Genomic DNA, 26709 nt, shown 5'->3' with positions numbered 1-26709 from the left:
AGGATACCACAGGATAGTTTTCAGAAAAAAGTCATCTACATTGCAATTGTCAGATTGACAGAACAGGACACCACAGGATAGAGCAGGACACTACAGGATAGTTATGCGAGTCGAAATGTATAATTTGGCAAACAGAAACTAATCTTGCGAATTTGGAAAAACCCTTTGAATACCCATATCCATTGAAAGGCACATAACCAAAATTTAGCATTTATCTGTGAAAATAAACTCCTAACGCATGATAAAAAAATACCCACTACACCTTGGTTGGAGTGCATTATTGATATTGTGTTTATTTGCTGCTTGCAGAAAAAAAGAATGGGATCAGTACTACGGACGTCCCTCCTGGTTAGCTCCACCTATATACCAGCAGTTGCAGGCTATGGGTCATTTCAAGCACCTGCTGGCAGCTATTGACAAAGCAGGCTACAAAGCCACCCTGAGTAGTGGTGGATATTGGACCATGTTTGCTCCCGATGATTCTGCTTTTGAAGCCTTTTATCAACAAATGGGTATTAAAGGCGATGATCAACTCGACTCTGTTACCGCCAGCAAAATTGTTCGTTATGCATTGGTATATAACGCGTACCGGGAAGATCAGCTGATTGATTATCAGAAAGCAGGAGGAGCCGATACCAGCATGGCTTTCAAACGCCAGACGGCTTATTACGACTGGGTATATACTGAAAATGGAAAAAAAGTAATAGCAGCCAACCGAAATGGAAGTTTTGCTGAAAATGACAACAATTATAAATATATCCCTTATTTCATCACCGGATTCTTAGCTGCAAACGGATTAAGTGTATCTGATTACAATTTCTTTTTTCCCAACACTCCATTTACGGGATTTAATGTAGCCGATGCAGCCGTTATTCAAAAGGATATCCCCGCCGAAAATGGGATGATTCATGTCATCAACAAGGTCATACTGCCACTTCCCAATTTAGAGCAATATCTCGCTGCCAATCCACAATACAGCGAATTCAAAAGTTTGCTGGATCGCTTGGTACGGTATCAGTCTGATGCTTCAATAACCCAAAGATATCAAGCTCTTACCCGATCTACCGATTCTGTGTATGTGAAACTCTACGATGCAAGTTTGGCTTTTTCGCCAAACAATGAAAACTATATGCTTTCCGGGACTGATGCACAAACCAATGGATGGACACTGGTAGTACCTACCAATGATGTATTAAAAGCCTATGAACAAAAAATTCTGAGATATTACAAAACTTTTGATGCAGCACCTCCCTCGGTATTGCTTACCTTATTAAATGCACACATGTGGCAGCAATGCCTCTGGCCCAGCAAATTGAAAAACACAGTCAATAGTGAAAGTGAACCACCCACATTTGATCTTTCCAATGTCATCGACAAAAAAGTATGCAGCAATGGATTCTTCTATGGTATCAATACTGTACAGGATGCCAACGAATTCAGATCAGTATATGCTGCAGCTTTTCTAAATCCCGCCTATTCACTTATGACATTGGCTTTGGATCAGGATGGGATCAAATATTCCGTTATCAACCCAAGCGTACATTATACCATGTTTATGATTTCTGATCAGGCATTCAGAAATGCAGGATATGACTATAATGCAAACAGGAGCTCGTGGGCATATCAAGCACCGGGAGCTTCGGTCCAATATGGATCAGGACCGCAAAGCAGGGTTTTTCGGATACTTGAAACCTCTGTGTTCATTACCAATAACAATGAATTAAATGATCTTTCGGGTGATGGTATTGTAGAAGCGTGGAATGGTGAATATATCCGATATAAGAACAATACCGTTTGGGCAAGCGGAAATGCTGATGATGGCACAGTGGTGCACATTGACAGTGCAGAAACATTCTATAACGGAAAAGTGTATTATACAGATGGATTACTTAAGTTCACAGAACATACTGTTGGCTATCATATTCAACAATTAGCCAATAAAGACCCCAATGATTTTGGATATTTTTATCAATACCTTTCTAACTCTGTGATCTGGCAAGCTTCCACGCAAACAATCCTAGGAATGACTCCTGGTACTTTTTATACTGTATTCATTCCTACCAACCAGGCTATATCCAATGCTGTCAGGAAAGGTATCTTACCTGGAAATCCGACTACAGGTACACCTAATTTTAAACCATCCAGTCCCGATGACCAACAAAAAGTGATCAACTTTATTTACTACCACATTTTAAATAAAAATACGGTAGTCCCGGATGGTAAAAAATCTGGAAGCTTCCAAACACTATATCAAACAATTGACGGGAACCCCACATTTATTACGATCAACAATCAGCTCAATAACATGCAATTGACAGATCAGGTGGGAAATACAGCTAATGTAATTATTTCGATTAGCAACAATTTATCTGACAGAACAGTGATTCATGCTATCGATAGAGTTCTTCAATATCAATAAAATTTAATGGCTGATGCTATGAAAAAATTACTCACTACCCTTCTGGCATTGACTTCCGGATGGCTAATCTTTACCCAAGAAGCCAAAGCGCAAAATATACAAGAAAGAATCATTATCAGAGGCAAGGTAACTGATGCATCTTCACACATGCCTGTTATAGGTGCTTCAGTGGCTGAGCTGGATAAAGATAATCGCATCATCAATGGAACAACTACAGATATTGATGGTAATTTTGCTCTGAAAGTAAATGATCCGGTAAATAATCGGATATCCATCTCTTACATCGGATACAAAACCCTTGTTCAACCTATCCGGAATCAGCGTGAGATGAATATTCACCTGGAAAGTTCATCCCGAACACTTTCAGAAGTACAAATCACTGCAGGACGGACCGTAGACAATGGAACAGGATTGATGATTCCCGAACGCAATTCCACTTTTGCTACCACAACTATTGATGCACAACAGCTCGAAAACCTTTCTTTCCCTTCCATTGATATGGCACTTGAAGGGAAAGTAGCTGGTGTAGATATTGGAGCTACTACCGGCGATCCGGGCGCCGGGATGTCCATCCGCATCAGGGGAACTACTACCATAAATGGTTCGGATAATCCTCTCATTATTCTCGATGGAATGCCTTATAATATTGATATTCCTTCCGATTTCAATTTTGGAACAGCCGATGAACAGGGATATGCACAATTGTTAAACATTGCACCCTCAGACATCAAAGACATCACCATCTTGAAAGATGCAGCCTCTACTGCTTTGTGGGGTTCAAGAGCTGCTAATGGCGTAATTGTGATTAACACTAAGCGGGGTACCATCGGAAGGCCTTCTGTGGGATATTCATTTAAAGGTTCTATATCATGGCAACCACGAGGTATTCCTTTGCTTAACGGATATCAATATACCACACTCATCATGGAAGAAGTAGCCAATGCGGGCGGTGCACCTTTGGATATTCGCAATAACAAAGAATTTGCCTACGACCCCACTGATCCTTACTGGTACTACAATTACAGCCGGAATACAGACTGGATCGGAGCTATCACACAAACCGGTTATTCACAAGAGCATGACATATCTATGATGGGCGGAGGAGAAAAAGCCCGATACTATGCTTCAGTAGGCTATCTTACCCAAACCGGCACTACAGTCGGTACAGGACTAAACCGCATTACTTCCACCATCAATCTGGATTACAACGTTTCCGATAGAATTCATTTTCGATCCGATATCAGCTATACGCATATCATCACCAATGGCAATTATGTTCCCAATTCCAGCTATCAGGTTCGAAGTGTAGCCTATCGGAAAATGCCCAATATGTCCATTTATGAGTACGATATTTATGGAAATCAAACACCTAATTATTTCTCACCTGCTTCCAATATTCAAGGTAGTTATTATCAAACATACAACCCCGTGGCGCTTGCCAAAACAGCCCTTAACCGTCAGGTAGGAGAACGGGTAACTCCTCGCTTTCATATTCAGTATGATATTTTCCCATCTTACCTGATCGGCACATTCGATGTACAATTCGACATCAATAACTCAAAAGTAAACACTTTCCTACCGCAAATTGCTACGGGACGTCCCATTACAGAACCAGTAGTAAATCAGGCTGGATTAAGTGATGGTGATGTTTTTGACGTATATACCAAAACCAACCTTATTTTCAATCATAACTTACCAGATGAAAATCACCAGCTACAAGCTCTTTTATCCATACAAACCGATGATAATAAATCCATTGCATTTAATGAAATTACTTCCAACACGGCATCATCTTCCTTACAGGATCCTGCTAGTCCTTCCAACATCACCACCTCAGCCCAAACATTAAGTTCTACAAAAGCAGAAACCCGTAGCATTGGCATTGTACTACAAGGCCAATACGATCTGATGGACAGGTACATTATCAATGCAGGAATTCGAATGGATGGCAGCTCCAGATTCGGGCCTGCTCATCGATACGGTTTCTTCCCATCCATCTCGGGTAGATGGAGGATATCAGGTGAACCTTTTATGAAGCAATTCGCATTTATCAACGACATGAGTCTTCGGTTAAGCTATGGTCATAGTGGATCCACTCCACCTGATAAACCTATTTGGAATTATTTCAATACCTATTCTCCATTCAGTTATAGCTACATGGGCATGTCAGGTGTATATCCATCAAATGTGGAATTATCAGACCTAAGATGGCAAACACTAATCGGTTCAAACCTTGGGTATAATATCTGGATGTTTCATAATCGGATCCGTTTTGACATGGAATTGTACCGAAATCGAATCAAAGATATGTTCTATGATAACATTCAAATACCTGCTTATACCGGATATAATACCATTCCAAGCAATGTAGGAACCATGGATAATCAAGGTTGGGAAATCATGTTGAATACCATCCCATACCGCTCTAAAAATTGGGAATTAGGTTTCGACTTTAATATATCCAAAAACGCAAATATTATACGGAGTATTTCCCCCTACTTCCCAAGAACAAATATCCCTTCTATCACTCAGAATGGAGTTTACAAAACTTATCTCCAAATCAATAATCCTTTTGGCTCTTTTTATGGATTCAGATATCTGGGAGTATATAAAGACAAAGAATCAACCATTGCACGAGACGCGTCAGGAAAAGAAATCATAGGACCAGATGGTAATCCAGTGTATATGCGATTCGGATATCCTAATGTAAATTATGTTTTTCAACCGGGCGATGCCATGTACGAGGATGTAAATCATGATGGTGTAATTGATGATAAAGACATTGTGTATTTAGGAAATGGACTTCCAAAGATATCCGGAGGATTTGGAATCAACATCACATATAAAGAGCATTTAAAATTAATCACCTTCTTTGTTTCCAGGTTGGGTTATCAGCTGGTTAACTATGCCGACATGGTTACCAGCAACATGTACGGGTTCGACAACCAGAGTACTGTAGTACTAAAACGCTGGAGAAATCCGGGTGATATCACAGATATTCCGAGAGCATTATACCGATCTGGATACAACTGGCTGGGGTCAAGCAGGTATGTACAAGATGCTTCTTTTCTGAGATTACAAGCCGTTACGATACGATATAATTTTTCAAATGATTTGTTGAACAGGTTAAAAATAAGAGCTGCTGCGTTCTATATTACTGGAGAAAACTTATATACCTGGACAAAATATAAGGGACAAAACCCCGATCAATCCATTATTGGAAATAATAATCCTTTTGCTTATCCGGTAGATAATGCGTTAACTCCTATACCTATTGATGTAGTGATAGGATTGAACGTTAGTTTCTAATTATCAAAAATATATCCTGTATGAAACATATTTTATTCATTTTACTCTTATTCATATTGATCGCGGGATTTACTTCCTGCAAAAAGTGGCTCGATGTAAAACCACAGGATGGTATTATACGCAATAACTATTGGAAAACAAAAGAACAACTTCAGGCTGCGGTAATAGGTATATATGCCTCGTTGCTCGATAACTCACTCGTTCAGGACCTGTTCGTGTGGGGGGAATTGAGAGGCGATATGGTGGTATCGACGCAATTCACATCTAATGATGAAATTAATATCATGCAGGACAATATTCTTCCTTCCAATAGCTACACGGATTGGTCCCCCATTTATCGTACAATCAATTATTGCAATACCGTCATTGATTTTGGTCCATCTGTGCTCCAGAATGATCCCACCCTTACCGAAGATCAACTAAATGCCTATCTGGCTGAAGCATACGCCATACGAGGATTGATGTATTTTTATTTGCTTAGAACATTTGGAGAGGTACCACTTCAATTAAAAGCCACATCGAGTGACAGCCTCATCCAGCGTATACCCAAAAGCACTCAACAAGAAGTTTATAATCAAGTCATGAACGATCTGCATATAGCTCAAATTTATGCACCTTATACATACGGAGATAGAAATGAAGACAAGGGAAGAATAACCCGATACACTGTATTTGCAATAGAAGCAGATACCTATCTGTGGATGGATCAATATGATAGTTGTATTGCCATGTGTGATTCCATCATTAACTCCCAAAGGTTTGGACTGGTAGATGGTACCAATCAGGCAGAATGGTTTAATACACTTTATTACCAGGGTAATTCTGTTGAAAGCATATTTGAATTTCAGTTCGACCAGCAAAAGTTAAATCCATTTTATAACTTATTGATTTCCGGAACAAGACACTTTGTAGCAGCACCCACAGTCATGGATGAAGTATTTGGCATTGATATGACTGATCCTAATAACAAAGATATCAGAGGTGATGGTGGATCTGTTAACGCCATTGACGGTACAATCTGGAAATATGCGGGTGCCACCAGTGGATCCACCATGATTATGCGCACTTCGGATCAATCGTATGCCCATTGGTTTGTATATCGCTATGCCGATATTCTTTTAATGAAAGCAGAAGCATTGGCCTGGGTGGGAAGAGGACAGGAAGCACTGGATTTGATTAATATGATCAGAACAAGAGCACACGCACTAGACTATACGGCCGAATCTCCAGATCCCAATTCACCTGAAGACATTTCTACTTATATTCTGGATGAAAGAGCCAGGGAATTTGCCTACGAAGGGAAAAGATGGTTTGATATTTTAAGAATATGCAAAAGAAATAATTATGAACTTATCAATCTGCTGCTAAATGCAGTAACGAAGAATGTTCCTGGTTATTTGCAACAAACTGTGATGAATAAATACAAAGATGTGAGAAGCCATTATTTACCGATCAACCAAAATGAATTACTAGTTGATCCGAACTTGAAACAAAATCCTTTCTATCAATAAATAAATTGAGCTATGAAACGAGATGTCATTCTAAAAAATATTTTTATCGGGGCTAACCTGGTTTTTATCGTCCTATTCCTGATATGGATGGGATGCAAAAAAGTGCCAATTGTCTATACCACCAGCGATGTGGTAAATATTACCGGGTACCTGGATGAACATCCAGACACCTTTTCGGAATTTAGAGAGATTTTAAAAATCACAGGTGATGAAGGCTTTCTGGGGGCATATGGGACCTACACACTGTTTCTCCCGACGAATGATGCCATCAATGCTTACCTACAAAAAATAGGGAAATCATCTGTTAATGATATTAACATTGATACCCTGAAAGCACTGGTAAGGTTTCATTTGTTAATGGATACTCTTTACACAACATCATTTACAGATGGCAAGCTTCCTGTATTAAATATGTACGGCCAATACTTGACTACACTGGCAGTGAATGAGAATGGCATTACCCATATTCAGGTTAACCGCCAGGCTTACATTATTCAATCCAATATCCGAGTGGGCAATGGTGTTATTCATGTCATTGATCATGTATTGGAACCTGCAAAATATACACTTGCTCAACTCATTGAAAACAATCCCAGATATAGCATTTTTACGCAGGCATTGAAGGCAACCGGTTATTATGATACGTTAAACATTTTGCCAAGCCAGAATCCCGATACATTAGAGTCCTGGCTAACTGTAATCGCCGAATCCGATTCAGTTTTGCAAGCTGCTGGTTTTTCCAGTTTTGATGCTCTAAAAGCTCGTTATGACAATTTGGGTAACCCCATGGATCCGAATGATAGCCTTCATGTATTCGTAGCCTATCATATTTTATATGGAGCCTTATATCTGGCAGATATTGTTTCTAGTTCATCGCATCATACCCTTGTACCTGATGAAGTTATTACCTCTAAACTGGTTGGCCAAACTGTACTGATCAACGATGATGTCTTCAACGGTGTACATGAACCCGGAGTAGTATTGGATAGATCGTTTGGAGACATTTCAGCCACAAATGGTGTATTGCAGGATGCAATGGGACATTTTACAGTAAAAGTAAGAACACCCTTCCCGGTTTATTGGGACGTATGTCGTTTCCCGGAAATTATGAATCTACCTCAATACTATCAGAAACAAAATTATTCGTTTACATTAAACAACATGCCTTCCTTCATCAATGATCCCGGTCCATCCGGAGTGAATTACAAAGTGGGAACAACGTTTGTGTATGGTGATTATCTCGAAATTCCACTTGGTGGACCAGGCAGAAGCCCATGGATTGAATTTAAAACACCATTGATTGTAAAAGGAAAATACAAGGTTTGGATTTGCTACAGAACTGCTAAAGGTTGTGGAAGTTGTACCAATGTCAATCAAATTTCCATTGATGGTGTTCCTCTGCAAAGAACCATGAATTTTACTACTTATATGCCAACTGGTACTGATGCACAGATGGAAGCTCAAGGATGGAAATACTATACCTATCCTCCTAGTGCTAACTGGGCAAGCCAATTAGTAGGAACAATAGACATTAAAACAACAGATGTACATGTAATCCGGTTTACAACTCTGCAAGGAACACAAAACACAAATTGGTTAGACATGATAGAGTTTATCCCTGTAGATATGGATCAAATCTATCCCAGATTTGATCAACAAGGAAATCCACATTATCAGTAAAACTAAAATCGGTATTGCAATATGAATCGAAATAACAAATTATTAATAGTGCTACTTACATTCAGTATCGTACTGAATGCATGTGAAAAAGAAAGATGGGATAGCCATGATAAAATTACTGACCCGCAGTTACAGCAAAATTTATGGCAGACTATTCAGAAAAATCCGGATCTTAGCCTGTTTAGCCAATATTTACAGCAAACCGGATATGATACCATCCTTGCTTCTGCTAAAACATTTACTGTCTGGGCACCCACCAATGAAGCCTTAAAAAGCATAGATCCATCCTGGATCCAGGATACTTCTAAACTCAGGCAATTGATAGCTAATCATATTGCTCTCACAAGATTTACTACCGACATAATCCAGGATTCTATTCGAGTAAAAACACTCGATGGAAAAAATATAATTTTCAAAAAGCAACAAGTGGAAAATGCAAATTTGATCGAAAAAGATCTATACTCAAAAAATGGGATCCTGCACATAATAGATCAACCACTGATTCCCAGAATGAATATTTGGGAATATCTTAACACGGCCTTTGCAGGGAGTTTGCAACAACAATATTTACAATCCCTCATGTATAGTTATCAGGACCCAGATAGTGCTGTGCAGATTGGCGTGAATCCACTTACGGGACAACCCATATACCAGCCTGGAACGGGTATCGTTACAAGAAATCGTTATCTTCAAAAGGTAAATATCAGTAACGAAGACTCAAGTCTGACTTATATCATCCTAACCGATCAGGCCTATCAAAATGAAAAAAATAAACTACAGGTTTATTTCCAGGATACTACTTCATCTCAAACAGATAGCGTAACTCAATGGAATATCGTAAAAGATCTGGCTATACAAGGTATATATGATCCAGACCATTTGCCTAATATCTTATACTCAGCAAATGATAGCGTCATATATCATCTTGATAAATCAGCCATCATCAGCACTTATCGGGCAAGCAACGGTGTAGTATATGTCATGAACAATATAAATTACGATTTATCCACCAAAATTAAACCAATCATTATTCAAGGTGAAAATTTTTATGATCGGATGGATCCTACAAAATCCTATTCTATTATCAGCAGAAGAAATCCGATAACTGATTCGATATTTCGTGAATTCTATATGGCAAATTATGGACTTGCATCTTATTGGATACGTTATCCTCGAGTCCTAAACTCCATAAAATACAAGGTATACTGGGTATCTATGAATGATGTTCAAACAGGAAACTTTGCCATGAAATTAGCTTTTCGCGCTCACTTGGATACTATTCCACAACCTCCTTCATCCGTAACATTCGACTTCCAATTTCCATATACGACTGTAACTCCCAATAACTATAGTGAAGTTTATCTGGGAGAATATAATCAAAATCTATATGGTCTCATAGATATATTTCTTGTAGGAAACAATACTACAACCAATGGGAATAACACAATCTTGTTGGATTACATAAAATTAGTACCTGAATTAAACTGATGCAAATATGAAAAGAAATTATATAGTATCTTGTTCCATCATATTCAGCTGGTTAATATTATTTAACTCCTTTCAAGGAATTTGTCAACAAAAAAAGGAAACTATCCATGATTCACTTTCTATTCATGGAATAGTTATAGATGCAGTTACTAAAAAACCTGTTTCTGGAATCAATGTAACTGTACCAGATTATTCTGCTGCTATTACAGATGATCGAGGGAATTTCGAATTAAAGGTTCCATCATATCAAGTATCTATACTTATCAGCGGAGCCGGATATCAGGATAAAGAGATTGCCCTGAAAGGACGTCATGAAATTACGGCAAAAATTTATCAGGAACCGTTTCAGTCATTCTACGATATGGCAAGGTTACCATACAGACAGGAAAGATTAAGCCATGTTACATACAGCATGAATGCATTGCAATTAAATGATAAATGGAGTAGAACATCCCTGGAATCCCCGGCAGCCTATATGCAAGGAATAACCAGTGGATTGAATGTAATCAGAAGATCGGGCACACCGGGAATAGGAGCTGAATTGTTTCTCAGAGGATACAATTCGTTGTTAGCAACCAATTCCCCACTGATCGTAATTGATGGAATGATTTACGACAACAACGAATACGGGAATTCTTTTATGAGTGGTTACTTTCATAATCCGCTTAGCGATGTGGATATTCGCGATATTGAAGAAATCACTGTGATAAAAGATGGTACCTCAACATTTGGAACAAAAGGAGCAAACGGTGTAATCCTGATTACCACAGGAAGAGCAAAAGAATTGGCCACACGAATTGATCTGGAGGTATCTGGCGGATATAACCTTGTTCCTGCGATCATACCCGTCATGAATGCAAATGATTACCGGATTTATCTCACTGATTTGCTTACAAGTCAGGGACTTACCCAACAACAAATCGCCAATCTTCCCTACATGAACGACAATTTATCCAATCCATCATACTTTGCTTATCACAGCAACACCAATTGGCAAAAAGAAGTGCTCCATAACAGCTATAATCAAAATTATTACCTCCGGGTAACAGGTGGTGATAATGTGGCCACCTACGCACTCTCCCTTGGATATAGAAACAACGAAGGAATCATCAAAAACACCAACGATACAAAATATTATACTCGATTTAATGGAGATCTGAATATTTCACAAAAACTAAAAGCAGCTTTAAATCTTTCGCTCATATCCGGATCCAGAAACTTACAGGAACAAGGATTCTTGAATGCATATAGCCCGTTAAACATTGCTTTAATCAAGGCCCCATTTATTCCCGTTCATGTCCTGAACAACCAGGGTGTTGCTTCACCTAACCTATCACCAGCCAATACTTTTAATGTAGCCAATCCGGTTGCGATCTTAAATGGCATGCAAGGCATTAACCAAAGTTACCGTTTCTTTGGCTCTGTTCGTTTTAGCTATCAACTCAATAACAGCTGGGATATTCAATCACTACTGGGGGTTACATTCGATAAAGTAAGAGAAAGTTATTTTATGCCCAGCAATGGTGTACCACCCGATACGCTTGTAAAAGGAGTGGCTTACAATCAAACGGGAAGCAATGTGGAAAGATTGTATAGCATTTATAACGATACCCGAATTTCTTATCAACATACATTTGAACAAATTCATCACGTACAAGCCCATTTGGGCATACGCTATCAGGCCAATCAGTCAGAAGCTCATTACGGACTCTCCTACAATACACCCACAGATCAGTACGTCAGCGTAGGAATGGGACAACCAGCACTTCGTACAGCAGGGGGTCAACTGGGAAAATGGAATTGGATGAATACGTATATCAATGCATCATACAACCTGCTCGATAAATATTTCATAAACGGTGATCTATCTTTTGATGCTTCATCCAGATTTGGAAAACAAGTTCGTGAAGGAATTAAAATTAACGGACAACCTTTTGCTGTAATGCCGTCTATCTCTGCTGGTTGGGTTATCTCATCTGAAAATTTCATGTCAAGACTTCCATTTATAGAATTATTAAAGCTTCGTGCAAGCTACAGCCAGTTGGGAAATGATGATATCGGAGATTATACATACCGGCAACTATACATCTCACAAAACCTGCTGGGATTAGAAGGTTTATACAGAGGAAACGTAGCAAACCCTTATTTACAATGGGAAACAGTACGCAAATTCGACATCGGCATAGATGCTTCATTCATGAATGAACGACTGAATGTACAAGCCGATGTATATACAGACCATACTGAAAATATGCTTACTTATCAACCTCTGCCAACTTCTTCCGGTTTTGATTCAGTCATGGTTAATGGTGGAAGTATGAAAAATAATGGATGGGAATTGAGTCTGAACGGGCGAATTATCAACCATCCTCAACTAAAATGGGATATGGGAATCAACGTGTCTCATTACAAAAACCGGGTATTAAGTATTCCGGGTGGACAGATGACAACCAACTATGCTGGAGCAACCATATTAACAAAACCCGGGTATGCAGCCAATGTTTTTTACGGATACAAAACAAACGGCGTATTTACCTCCGACCAGGAAGCTAATGCATCTGGACTTACTTATATAGATGCAAACGGAAATGCTATCACACCCAGAGGAGGCGATGTGCGTTTTGTGGACCTGAATGGTGATCATATCATCAATGATTCTGATAGGACTATTATTGGTAATCCCAATCCTAAATTATTTGGGGGCATATCTGAAACCTTTACCTGGAAGAGATGGCAACTCGATGCACTTTTTACTTTCTCTTTAGGAAGCGATATTTATAATGCACAACGTCGGCAGCTGGAGTCGATGGATAACTATAACAATCAAACCCTTGCTATTCGGAACCGATGGAGAGCAGATGGACAAATTACTTCTATTCCAAGAGTAGCCTGGGGCGATCCTTCAGGAAATGCAAGATTTTCGGATCGATGGATTGAGAATGGTTCTTACCTGAGATTGCGATACATCTCACTTTCCTACAATATCGATTTTCAAAACAGTGCCATTAAATACTTGAAGATTTATATCACCGGCAACAATTTGTGGACATGGACAAAATATCTGGGATATGATCCTGAATTCAGTTCTACTTCAGGTCCTATTGGCCAAGGTGTGGACATCGGACTTGAACCCTTATTTAAAACTGCACAACTGGGAATAAGAATTGGTTTATAAAAATTTTAAGAAAATGATTACAAGAAGTGTACAAATCATGCATAAACTAATTATGTGCCTGGTCCTATTCACAATAGGATTGTCTTCATGCAAAAAAACATTTGATATCCTTCCAAAGGATAATCTGGATCATCAACAAATGTATCAAAACGTTTACGATGCTGATGCTGCTGTAACAGCTATTTACGGAAAATTACTAACGCTTGCGGATAAAATTGTTATTCTGAATGAACTGCAGGGTGACATGTTGGATGTTACCCCAAATTCAGATTCATATTTAAGGCAAATCAACCTGCATCAGGCAACTACAGATAACCCCTACATCAACCCCAGGCCCTTCTATGAACTGATTGTAGATTGCAACGATGTACTATACAACTTCAACCAGATGCTGGCAAACAAGAGAATCAGCCAGGCCGATTATGATATCCGCTATTCCACTGTAGGAGGTATTCGGTCCTGGCTTTATCTTGAATTGGGGATTCTGTATGGCAACGTTCCCTATGTTACCAGCCCAATGGCCAACATTGATGAAGTGAACAATCCCAATAACTATCCATGGCTATCATTTGACCAGTTGCTCGATTCCTTGATTCAATTCACTGAGTCACTTCCTTACAAAGACCTTATGCCTTCAGATATATCACTAAATACCTCTGTCAATGGATACAGTACTTCCAAATTCTTTATCCCCATCCGTTGTTTGCTTGGCGATTTATATCTATGGAAGGGAGAATACACACAGGCTGCAACCGAATATCATATCGTCATGAATTATGCGGATGTACTCTATCCAGCAATGAATAGCGAACAATGGTATGAAACCTACAAGGTTGCCTGGACTGCTAATATTAATGGAGCTAACTGGGTAAATATTTTTTCTCAGCCTTATGGTGAACGATATTCAAATTATGAAATTATCTGGGACTTGCCCTTTGATCAAAATTTTGCTCCCACTAATCCATTTATCAGGTTGTTCGACAATATTGCCGGTCAATACTTACTAAAACCATCAGCCTTATCTATCCAGAATTGGGATAACCAAACCCGAACCGATCACACACCCGGCGATTATAGAGGATTAAATGCGTCATGGAAATGGAGTGCCGGTGTACCCATAGTCAATAAATTCACAGCTTACTTTAATCCCTTACAACCTTTCGCAACGAATGGCAAATGGATTTTGTACAGAGCTGCCATGCTACATCTACGATATGCTGAAGCTGCCAATCGGGATCATCATCAAAAATTAGCCTATGCCATGTTAAATGTAGGGATTGGTACAGAATACGATCCTGCTTATGATACTACAGGTGTGGGAGGCGGACAATCAAGAGATGTCACCAATATCCAGCAAAGCTTTGGTCCTCCTTATGATTTTGATGCACGATTTGGAAATTACCCGTTTTACAGAGGAGCCTGGCATCGGAATGTAGGCATCAGAGGAAGGGTCTCTCTGCCACCTGATTACATTGATTCTACAAAATATTATGACATGAGCAGTCCTGAAATCGATAAACCCATTATCGATGAAACCGGGCTTACGCTTACGCTTGAAAATGACATTGTTGATGAAGATGCATTGGAACTTGCTTTTGAAGGGAATCGCTGGCCTGATCTGTTGCGCATTGCTTTGCGAAGGGAAAAAGAACAACCGGGAAGTGGAGTGGCTTTTCTGCAATCTCATATTGCAGCTAAATTTCAGGCAGCAGGTGATGCTGCTGATGCGGCAGCTGTAAGTGCAAGACTGGCTGATCCAAAAAACTGGTATTTACCTTTTAAATGGCAGTAATTATTCACCAAATGATAAAGAACTGCATTAACCTGATCTGTTTGTTGATAATACCCGTATGCGGATGGTCTCAAATCAACTGGCAAACCCTTGCTGATAACGATGACTTGTCAAATTCTTCTTCGAATTATACTTCCATAATCACCATCCGGAAAAATAACAGCATTGTGCCTTATGTGGCTTTCACCACATCTGATACAGGCAAAGTAAAAGCTTATCTAAATAGTCAATGGATTACCATCGGAGGAAATATTTCTTCCAGCAGAATTTCTTATCCACACTTATTTAAAGATAATCTGAATCGAATCTATATCAGCTACGTGGATATGGACAATGGGAATCGACTGGCTGTTAAAACATATGATACTGCTACCAAACAATGGATACCCCTAAATGGAAATAACAGTAATCTGTATGTTTCCTCTGGCTCTGTGGTTAACACCGTTTCACAATTGCTGATCTCACATAACAACTGGATGGCATTTGACAGCAGCAACACACCTTATATTGTATATGCCGAAATGAGTTCAGGCGGAAATGCTTATGTCAAACGATTTACAAACAATGCCTGGCAATTAGTCGGAACTGGCCCTGTTTCTTCCGACAAAGCTTCTGGAGTAGGAATAGCTCTTTCAAAAAATCAAATTCCTTACGTGGTGTATGCGGCCGGGACCGGCAGTACCGGACAAATTACGGTATATGGATATATCAATAATAATTGGACAAATCTAAATGTTCCTCCTACTTTATCCAATGGCCGTAAAACCAATGGGGCAAGACATACTGCTATCACAATTGTGCATGATAGCTTATATGTGATTTATATGGATGCCAATAACCGAAATGTAGCCACTGTGATCGGAACTGATTTAAATAACATAAACTGGTTTCAGGCAGGAAACCTGCTTTCAAGCCGCGATGCAAGTTATCTCAACATTACGCACGATACAACCGGTAACTTATTTGCTTGTTTTATTGATGTCATCTCATCCGGATCTGGCAGAACGGTTGCACGGGTGATGGAATTGCCTAAAGGAAGCACTACCTGGAATGAAATCAAAGATTCTTCACGGGCAGTAGGTGTAGATGAACCTTCCCAGTATCCTGAAATAAACATTGCAGGCAATGGAGATATTTATTTTGCTTATCTCAAACCTGATGCAAATAACCTTTATACACCAAGAGTTCGTTTTTATCAAATGCATGTTCAGCCTTCAACTTCGGTTACAGTAACCGATAACGGAAATACCGTTACCTTGAGCAATGGCATTGTATCCTTTACAGTAGATAAATCTTCTGCCACAATTACCAATCTAACGTATAACGGCATCAATATGCTGGCGGGAGGATACAGAGGCGGACAAATATATTGGAGCTGGAATATGCCCAATTATCAAAACCCCAGCAACTGCACTTATACCCTTGTTTCCAATCCACAAACCAATGGCGGAAATTTTGCTGAAGTAAAATTCCATATGAGCTGGGATGGATCTCCTTCCACAGCCGCGATGGACGTAGATATTTATTATGCTTTGCTGAATGACACTCATGGTGTATATGCTGCTGCCGAATTATCACACCCAGCTAATTACCCGGAAAATCCTGGTGGCGAATGGCGAATGGCTAGCTATGTAGGCAGTATGTTTAACTGGCTGGTTGTCGATTCGTTACGCAACCGGCTTATGGCCTCCCCATCCGATAGCACCGTATCCGTACCCGGCGCTCCACCTGAAGTTTCCCTGTATAAAACTGGTGTTTATGCCAATCATTACGAAGACAAATACAAATACAGTGCAGACATTGGCGATTTAGATGTGTGGGGTTGGGTTAGCACTTCACAGGGTATGGGCATCTGGGTAACAAAGCCAAGCGGAGAATATTACAACGGAGGCCCGATGAAACGTGAATTGACTGCACACATGGGCCCCACTTTGCTGAACATGCTAAATGGCCAACATTACGGAATGGGAAATGACGGAGATATCGCCGCCGGTGAAAACTGGAAAAAAGTCTACGGTCCCTTTTTAATCTATTGCAATAGCACCCCATCAGGAACGTCTGATATCCCGGGTACTCTATGGGCCGATGCCATCGCTCAAGCCAAAAAAGAACAAAGTCAATGGCCATATAGCTGGTTTATCAATCCCGATTATGTGCCCGACAGTGGAAGAGGCACTATCAGAGGCAAACTCGTAATCCAGGATTCTACTGATACAGCTGCCTCTCCAGCGAATATGTGGATTGGAGTCGCCATCCCACCACAATCTACCGCAGGAATAAAAGATTTTCAGCTCTGGTCAAAAAACTATCAGTTCTGGGTAAAAACCGATTCCAACGGCAACTTCACGATACCTCATGTATTACCCGGGACTTACAACATGTACGCTTTTGGCCCCGGTGCTGCTGGACAAATGACAAAAACAAACTTCGTAACCGTAACTCCCGGGCAAACCACCGACCTGGGAAATGTAGTATGGGTGCCGGAAAGAACAGCACCCACGGTTTGGGAAATTGGCATTCCCGACCGCAATGCCGCAGAATTTCGCCATGGCAAAGATTGGTGGATCAGCGATACTTTCCCCAGCACCAACTGGGCTAAGTTTCTCGACTATCCGCAAGAATTCCCGGATGATATTACCTATACAATCGGGAAAAGCGATTATCATACCGATTGGAATTATGTGCAACCATACGATAAGAGCGTGCAATCGCAGGCACCAATTTGGAAAGTTAAATTTACACTTACAAAAGATCCCACTCCAAATACCATGGCAGCTGTGTATGTAGCTTATGCCTCAGCAGAAGATGCAGCTTCCATCGTGAGCGTAAACGGCACCAACATCACCAATCCGCCAACTGGTATCTACCCCCCTAATCCATCCGACGCTATGGTACGCGAAGGTATTCATGGCGCTTTCGGCGATTATCGGTTTACATTTCCTGCCAATTTGCTGCATGCAGGTGATAATGAAATTGATTTTACCCTGCGGCTTACCGGAGGCGCAACAAGGGGCGGCATTATGTACGACTACATCCGATTGGAAGCCTGGGGAACAGAAGCCACTACTAAAAAATACCAAACCATTACATTTGATTCCATTCCCCCTCAACATTTGGGAGATCCGGATCTTGATCCCGGAGCAATTGCTACATCGGGACTTCCGGTAACATACACCAGCAGTGATACTAGTGTTGCCATTATTATCAATGGTAAAATTCATTTTACCGGAGAAGGCACTACCATTATCACTGCTAGCCAAGCCGGCGATAGCACCTGGCTTCCAGCCCCAGATGTATCAAGAGTATTAACCGTAATCAAACCCAGGCAACAACAAATTATTTACTTCCCTCCCATCCCTACAAAATATTTGGGTGAACCCGATTTTGACCCCGGTGCCAAAAGCAGCTCCGGATTACCACTTACGTATACAAGCAATAATCCTTATGTAGCAACTATTGTGAATGGAAAAATTCATTTGATGAATGTAGGTCCAGTAACCATTACCGCTCATCAAGATGGAAATGATGAATACCTTCCCGCTGATACCTCTCAATCTTTCCAGGTGAAAATATTGGAACAAGCTTCATACAACAAACTTATTACACCAAATGGAGATGGTATAAACGACGAACTTAAGATCGATCATATTGAAGCTTACCCTAACAATCGTATTCAAATATTTGATTACACTGGCAAATTAATTTACCAAAAAAACGGCTACCAAAATGATTGGGATGGAAGAATCAATGGGAAATTGGTACCAAATGGAACTTATTATTTCGTATTCTGGTCAAAAAATGAAGTAATAATTAAAGGTGCCATAACTGTAATCCATTAAGCATGCAAAAAATAATTGTTTACGGCATCATATGGTTCACCTTAATGTGTAAAGATGGAATATCCCAACGAGTTAAATTTAATTTTAACCCTGGCTGGAAAGTATATGTTGGAAATGATTCATCAGCATGGAAACCAGATTATAATGACAATGACTGGAAACAGGTAACCGTTCCCTATGCATGGAATGAAGATGATGCTTTCAGAAAAGATATCCATGACCTTCCGACTGGCATTGCATGGTATAGGAAACACTTTAAAATTCCTGTACAATATGCAGGAGAAAAAGTATTTCTGGAATTTGAAGGCATCAGACAAGCAGGAGAATTTTACCTGAATGGAAAATGGATAGGCAGACATGAAAATGGAGTAATGGCATTTGGATTCGATATTACGGATATCGTACATTTTGGAGATACGATGAATGTGTTGGCAGTAAGAATTGATAATGACTGGGATTATAAAGAAAAATCTACGCATACAAAATTTCAATGGGAAGACAGAAACTTTTATGCAAATTATGGAGGAATAGTAAAAAATGTGTATTTGCACATTGTTCCAAAGGTATATCAGACACTTCCCTTATATAGCAATCTCCATACAACTGGTGTCTATATTTATGCTGATAATTTTGATATCCCAAAACAAACTGCCACGATTCATGCCGAGTCAGAAATAAAGAATGAGACAAATCAGATTAAGCATCTCGTTTATCATGTTTCTATTATTGACATAAATGGGAAAATAGTCAAAAGTTTTTTGGGGGATACCGTCACCATACAACCAGGTGAATCAAAATTGGTAAGGGCAGCATCGCGTGTTAACGGACTGCACTTCTGGAGTTGGGGATACGGATATTTGTATGATGTAAAAACTTGCTTGATTGAAAATGGAAAAATAATTGATTCAGTAACTACCAGAACAGGATTTCGGAAAACTGCATTCCAAAACGGAATGGTCTATTTGAATGACCGTGTTATTATGATTCACGGATATGCACAACGATCGACTAATGAATGGTCTGCAATAGGATCGTGCGTGCCTGCATGGCTAAGTGATTATAGCAATGGACTCATGCTTGAAGGAAATGCTAATCTTGTACGATGGATGCATGTTACGCCATGGAAACAAGATATAGAATCACTCGATAGGCTGGGTATCATGGAAGCTATGCCTGCCGGTGATGCTGAAGCTGATGCGCATGGCATACAGTGGGAACAAAGAAAGGAACTCATGCGCGACGCTATTATATATAATCGAAACAACCCAAGCATCATATTTTATGAATGCGGAAATCATGGCATCAGCGAACAACATATGGAGGAAATGAAAAACATCAGAGATCAATACGATCCCTATGGAGGAAGAGCTATTGGCGCCCGGGAGATGTTAAACAGCAAAATAGCCGAATATGGTGGAGAAATGCTTTATGTTAATAAAAGCGCCGAGAAACCATTATGGGCAATGGAATATATGAGAGATGAAGGATCGCGTAAATACTGGGATGATTATACGCCTCCTTATCACAAAGATGGGGAAGGGCCATTATACAAAGGTCAAGATGCTTCAGCTTATAACCGAAACATGGAAAGTTTTGCCATTGAGAGTGTAAAACGATGGGATGATTTCTGGACACAAAGACCCGGTACCGGAAAAAGAGTAAGTAGCGGCGGAGCAAAAATTGTTTTTTCAGATACCAATACTCATCATCGAGGAGCAGAAAATTATCGAACAAGTGGAGTTGTGGATGCCCTGAGAATAAAAAAACAGGCCTTCTTTGCCAATCAAGTGATGTGGGATGGATGGGTCAACCCTGAACATCCCCGCATGCACATTATTGGCCATTGGAACTACACGATAGGTGTGAAAAAAAATATTTATGTGGTATCAAACGTTGACCAGGTGGAATTAAGAATAAACGGACATTCAATAGGATATGGTGAAAAAAGCTATGATTTTTTATTTACCTTTTCCAATGTACCTTTTCAACCCGGGGAATTAATTGCTTTAGGTTATGATATGCATCATCACATCGTTTGCAGTGATACACTTCAAACCTCCGGTGCTCCTTATGCTATACGCCTGACTCCTATACCCCGTCCTACTCCCTTTGTTGCAGATGGACATGATTTGGCTCTCGTCCAGGTGGAAGTTGTGGATTCGAACGGACACCTTTGCCCCACAGCTATGAATATGATACACTACTCCATAGAAGGACCAGCAGAATGGAGAGGGGGAATCGCCATAGGACCTGATAATTACATTTTATCTAAAGACTTCCCGGTAGAAGGTGGTGTAAATAGATTCCTGATCCGTTCCACTACACAACCTGGCCAGATAACAATTCATGCTACATCACAAGGATTGCGTCCTGCAACACTTGTGTTATATACCCAACCATTTCCTGTGGAAAACGGACTATCACGTATCCTGCCATCAGAAGGCTTACCCTGTCATCTTGAAAAAGGTCCGACCCCTCTATCAACATCATATACTATCAAACGCATTTCTATTCCCATTCAATATGCCATTGCAGGAGCAAACCAAGAACAAACGCATGCAAGCTACGATGATGATGAAACAACAGCCTGGACAAACGATGGTAAGCTATCAACTGCATGGATTGAATATACGTTGGCAAGACCTGCGACTATTAACGAAATCGTCATAAAACTGAACCATTTCAGGACAAAAATCTATAATTTGCGAATCACTATAGATGGCCAACTGGCATTCGAAGGAAATACAAAAGCAACACTTGGATATTATACTATTTCATGTAACCCCATCACCGGATCCAAAGTTAAAATAGAACTTATCCAGCCTCCTTCCCAAGACTCAGCTCAGATATCTCCTGAGATTTCCGGAAACAAACTTGGAGATAGTATCAATGATGATACAAATAAGCATGCCAGCCTGGGAATAATAGAAATCGAATTTTATGAAAAAACAAAAAACAATCAACCATGAATAAATTTATACAAAAATTAAAAAAGCTTATCTTTTACATGATATGCCTGTATCAACTACCTGCTTGGGGGCAAATGAATTATAGCAATACAATTGCTGAGTATTTTCACAATCAATATCTGTGGAATCCAGCATTGGCGGGAAGCAAACAAGCACAACTGTATGGGTTATTCGACAATGTTTGGTTGGGTTTTGATGGATCATCAAAATTTGTTGAATTCTCGTTCGATATGCCATTTACCGAAAAAATGGGGGCGGGAATTATCCTTAATTCGTTTTCAAGTGGTTTATTTGATCAATATAGGGGAGCTTTAAGTTATGCATATCAGATATCCTGGGATGATAATAAAAAAATACGCCTGGGAGGAAACCTGAGTTTCTACAAAGCACATCTAAACGTAAAAGATCTGTCGAATAATGCGCAAATCGATCCTGTGATTACAGAATTCAATAACAAAGGTATGCAATTAGATGGGGATCTGGGAGCATATTTGCAGTTCAATGCATTCTCAATCGGGTTATCCGGATACAATTTATCCAATTATTTTAAGAAGTCAGAACAGCAGGAAAGCGACTGGGAAATGAGCCAGGTTCAACTCTCTTATTACTTCCCCATCCAAGAAAATAAATTTTCCCTTCAACCCCTGATCGGCTATCAAATGTTTCATACCACAAAAAATATTTTAATTACAGCTATGCAATTTACCTATCAAAATGTATTTAATACCAGCTTATACTGGAAATCTACTGGATGCATCATGGGGGGATTGGGATTGATATTGAATTCAAACTTAGAAATAAATATTTTTTATTCCAGCAAGAATAAATACGGCTATCAGGAACAATATGAAGCCGGGATAAAATATATGCTTAACCCATAATCAATCAGATGATGAAACTGACTTGGTTATTGCTGATAGTATTTACTTTATTAAGTGCACAAAAAATAGAAGATAAAGTCGATCATCGATCTATTCCCGATCACGTAGTGGTGTTGACTTTCGATGATGCTGTAAGCTCAGATTATCATTTCATTGCGCCTATATTGAAAAAATATCATTTTGGCGCTACTTTTTTTGTGTGTGAATTTCCACCCGATTTTCATGACTCCACAAAATATATGACCTGGAACCAGATCCGGGAATTAAACAATATGGGATTTGAAATTGGCAATCACACCTGGCATCATGTGCATGTGAATAAAATGGATAGCATTAAATTTGTTGAAGAATTAAGTTATATCGAAAAGAAATGCACTGCGTATGGTATTCCTAAGCCTATCAGTTTTGCATATCCTGGTTATGATACCAGTTATAAAGTCATACCTTGGTTGAAAAAAAGAGGATACATATTTGCGCGTGCCGGTGGAAGCAAGCCCTTCGATCCTCGTGTGGACAATCCTTATGTTATTCCCAGCTTCAGTACATCCGGAAATGATACGGCCAGGGTATTGAATGCTATCAGGCAGGCAAAGGATGGAAAAATAGTGGTACTCACCATTCATGGTGTACCCGATGTGGCTCATCCGTGGGTAACCACACCTCCTGCATTATTTGCGTTGTATATGAAATATTTGTATGAGCATCATTATCATGTAATTGCCATGCGCGACTTAAAGCAATGGATAAACAACTAAAATTGAATAGATATGGTTCACTATTTCAAAACACATCATCTGGTTGCTGCCATTTTTAGCTGCATCGTATGCATTAGTTTCCCTGCCTGGGCAACAAGATATGCACCATCTGTTATCTACTCCCAACCTTTCTTCAACATCCGCGACTACGGCGCCAGGGGTGATGGGCATACCAACGATGCGCCGGCTATTAACAAAGCCATTCAGGCTGCCCATGATGCTGGTGGGGGCACGGTGTTTTTCCCCGCTGGTACCTATCTTTCCGGTTCCATTCATTTGCAGAGCCATGTAACCCTGTACCTCGACAATGGCTGTGTGATCCTGGCCAGCGAAAATCCACAAGATTATGATACAGCCGAACCCAATCCACATGATCAATATCAGGACTATGGCCACAGCCACTGGCATAACAGCCTGATCTGGGGAGAAAACCTCGAAGATATCGCCATCGAAGGGCCGGGTATGATTGATGGCAAAGGTCTTACCCGCAACTATCGCAGCGACCAAAAGCCAGAAGGGGTAGGCAACAAGGCCATTGCACTGAAAAATTGCCACAACGTTGTCCTGCGTGATTTTAAAATTTATCGAGGCGGTTGGTTTGGCCTGTTGTTAACCGGCGTGGATAACCTTACCATCGATAACCTGATGATCGATACCAATCGCGATGGGATGGATATCGATGCCTGTAAGAATGTACGGGTCACCAATTGCGTGGTAAATTCACCTTATGATGATGGAATCTGTCTGAAAAGCTCCTATGGCTTAGGTTTTGCCAAGCCCACCGAAAACGTGACCATCAGCAATTGCATCGTGTCGGGTGATTATGTGATAGGCAGTGTAATTGACGGTACTTATAAACTATATCCCGATACCATGCGTGTGCCACGTACCGGACGGATCAAATTCGGCACAGAATCCAACGGTGGTTTTAAAAACATTACCATCAGCAATTGTGTGCTGGATCACTGCGGTGGATTGGCTCTGGAAACGGTGGATGGAGGCGATTTAGAAAATGTAACCATCAGCAACATCACCATGCGCGATATCGTGAACACGCCCATCTTCATCAGACTGGGAGCTCGCCTGCGTGGCCCACAGGGCACACAACCGGGACATGTTGACAAAGTAAGCATCAGCCATATTGTGGTGTATAGCAGTGCATCCCGTGCAGCTTCTACCATCAGCGGCATTCCAGGTCATGATATCGAACATGTTACCTTAAGCGATATGCAAATCTTTTTACAGGGCGGCGGCACGGCCGACCAGACAAGCATCACTCCATCCGAAAAAGAAAATGCTTATCCCGAACCTACCATGTTTGGTACGCTGCCCTGTTATGGATTTTATATCCGACATGCAAAAAATATTGCGATCGATAACGTGCAAATTCATACCATTGAAAAAGATGCAAGACCGGCTATCCAGACGGATGATGTGAAAGAAGTGCAATTCCGGTTTCTCGATCTGCCGGGAGATAATCCCAAACCCTATTTCCATTTCATTCGTACAAACAACATTGAGATTTACCATTGCACAAATACAAAAGACGAATTTATTTCAGCCACTACAGATGAAACAAGATAAAATATTTTGCTCGTCGGATGATCTTTAATTTCTAAAACATACATCATGAAAAAAATATTATTGTTCGCATGTGTTTTATTGTGTTATCTAATGCCATCGGTTGCACAAAATAAGATACCTGTTATGCAAACCGGTGGACATTCCATGCCTGATGCCTGGATTGATGCATCTACGCATCATTTGATCATAAAACTAAGCCGTCGTCCAGGTAATAATCGCAGCTTTTATTTTCACAACTACCCATTCATTCAAACACCCGATGGCAAAGGATGGGAAATGATTTATTATGGAACTACACCCCAGGACAATCAACTGTTTGCTGTAAACCTGCAAACCTATCAAAACCGACAGATCACGCATTTGCCTTTCCGGTTTGGTGGTGAAATCATTGCACCCAAATCCAAAACTGCTTATGTACAAAGCAGAGACAGTGTGTTCAAAATCAATCTGGAAAACGGAAAAGCTGAACTGATTTATGTTTTTCCGAATGATTTTCATGGGCACATTGCATCGGTGAATTGCAACGAAACGCTGCTGGCTGGTGTGTGGAGCGATCCGCGGGAAGCCGAAATCCTGCGAAGATATCCATCCAAAAGCGGATTTTTTAATCGCATTTATGAAGCGCATATTCCGCATGTATTGTTTATCCTAAACTTGCAAACCAAACAACTGCAAAAAATAGATAGCGAAGATACCTGGCTCAACCACGAACAATTCTCGCCCACCGATCCGGATTTGTTGCTGTATGCCCACGAAGGTCCCTGGGATCAGGTCGATCGGACATGGGTGATCAATGTAAAAACAAAAGAAAAAATTTTGCTTCACAAACGATCGGTACCGCGCGAAATCAATGGCCATGAGTGGTGGGCGCCCGATGGAAAATCGGTATGGTTTGATTTGCAAATCCCCCGATCTGTCACATTTTATATCGCAGGTGTGCCCATTGCCTATGCAAATGGACATTTCATCAAAGGAAAAGAAATTCGCTATCCCATTACCCGCGATGAATGGTCTATTCACTTTAATCTCTCGCCTGATCAAACCATGTTTTGCGGCGATGGAGGCGATTCCACACAGGTAGCACATGCAAAAAATGGAATGTGGATCTATCTGTTTAAAAAGAACGGCAATCAATTGCAGGCAGAGCGTTTGGCAGATATGCGATATCAACGTTATCGGGCGCTGGAACCCAATGTACATTTTTCACCGGATGGCAAATGGGTCATTTTCCGGGCCAATTTTGAAGGAAAAGATGAAGTGTATGCAGTGAGTGTGAAACGTTATGAATGAACTATATTGGGTTTGTT

At 40.3% G+C, this 26709-nt stretch carries 13 protein-coding genes; all 13 read left to right on the top strand.

What is annotated here, in order from left to right; all coding sequences use genetic code 11:
• Positions 1 to 238 precede the first annotated feature (238 nt).
• Positions 239 to 2419, top strand: coding sequence for a fasciclin domain-containing protein (locus tag BM367_RS10190; RefSeq protein ID WP_092460229.1), 2181 nt, complete (start codon positions 239 to 241; stop codon positions 2417 to 2419).
• A gap of 18 nt (positions 2420 to 2437) precedes the next feature.
• Complete coding sequence (locus BM367_RS10185) at positions 2438 to 5728, top strand: SusC/RagA family TonB-linked outer membrane protein (RefSeq protein ID WP_092461018.1); 3291 nt, start codon at positions 2438 to 2440, stop codon at positions 5726 to 5728.
• A 20-nt stretch (positions 5729 to 5748) separates the two neighbouring features.
• Positions 5749 to 7239 carry a RagB/SusD family nutrient uptake outer membrane protein gene (locus BM367_RS10180; RefSeq protein ID WP_092460227.1) on the top strand — a complete coding sequence of 497 codons (1491 nt, stop codon included), beginning with the start codon at positions 5749 to 5751 and terminating at the stop codon, positions 7237 to 7239.
• 12 nt (positions 7240 to 7251) lie between these two features.
• Entirely contained in the window at positions 7252 to 8919 is a 1668-nt protein-coding gene (locus tag BM367_RS10175) for a fasciclin domain-containing protein (RefSeq protein ID WP_092460226.1), read from the top strand.
• A 21-nt stretch (positions 8920 to 8940) separates the two neighbouring features.
• Entirely contained in the window at positions 8941 to 10407 is a 1467-nt protein-coding gene (locus BM367_RS10170; protein ID WP_092460225.1) for a fasciclin domain-containing protein, read from the top strand.
• 7 nt (positions 10408 to 10414) lie between these two features.
• Positions 10415 to 13582: a SusC/RagA family TonB-linked outer membrane protein gene (locus tag BM367_RS10165; protein ID WP_092460223.1), complete on the top strand. Its 3168-nt coding sequence runs from the start codon at positions 10415 to 10417 to the stop codon at positions 13580 to 13582.
• A gap of 139 nt (positions 13583 to 13721) precedes the next feature.
• Positions 13722 to 15374: a RagB/SusD family nutrient uptake outer membrane protein gene (locus tag BM367_RS10160; protein ID WP_245759963.1), complete on the top strand. Its 1653-nt coding sequence runs from the start codon at positions 13722 to 13724 to the stop codon at positions 15372 to 15374.
• An 11-nt stretch (positions 15375 to 15385) separates the two neighbouring features.
• Entirely contained in the window at positions 15386 to 19213 is a 3828-nt protein-coding gene (locus tag BM367_RS10155) for a polysaccharide lyase family protein (RefSeq protein WP_177224193.1), read from the top strand.
• 2 nt (positions 19214 to 19215) lie between these two features.
• A complete protein-coding gene (locus BM367_RS10150; RefSeq protein ID WP_092460218.1) occupies positions 19216 to 22182 on the top strand; it encodes a DUF4982 domain-containing protein in 2967 nt (988 codons plus the stop codon).
• Positions 22179 to 23063 (top strand): PorP/SprF family type IX secretion system membrane protein, encoded by an 885-nt coding sequence (locus BM367_RS10145; RefSeq protein WP_092460217.1) that lies wholly within the window; start codon positions 22179 to 22181, stop codon positions 23061 to 23063. Before BM367_RS10150 ends, BM367_RS10145 begins: the two co-directional genes overlap by 4 nt.
• A gap of 11 nt (positions 23064 to 23074) precedes the next feature.
• The gene (locus tag BM367_RS10140) at positions 23075 to 23818 is read left to right on the top strand and encodes a polysaccharide deacetylase family protein (RefSeq protein WP_092461017.1); all 744 of its coding nucleotides are present in this window, start codon (positions 23075 to 23077) and stop codon (positions 23816 to 23818) included.
• A 12-nt stretch (positions 23819 to 23830) separates the two neighbouring features.
• Positions 23831 to 25402 carry a rhamnogalacturonidase gene (locus BM367_RS10135; protein ID WP_092460215.1) on the top strand — a complete coding sequence of 524 codons (1572 nt, stop codon included), beginning with the start codon at positions 23831 to 23833 and terminating at the stop codon, positions 25400 to 25402.
• 45 nt (positions 25403 to 25447) lie between these two features.
• A complete protein-coding gene (locus BM367_RS10130) occupies positions 25448 to 26692 on the top strand; it encodes an oligogalacturonate lyase family protein (RefSeq protein WP_092460214.1) in 1245 nt (414 codons plus the stop codon).
• The last annotated feature ends 17 nt before the right edge of the window (positions 26693 to 26709 follow it).

It is taken from the genome of Thermoflavifilum thermophilum (assembly GCF_900116565.1).
GTDB classification, from domain to species: Bacteria; Bacteroidota; Bacteroidia; order Chitinophagales; family Chitinophagaceae; genus Thermoflavifilum; species Thermoflavifilum thermophilum.
This window is presented reverse-complemented; position numbering and strand designations above follow the sequence as displayed.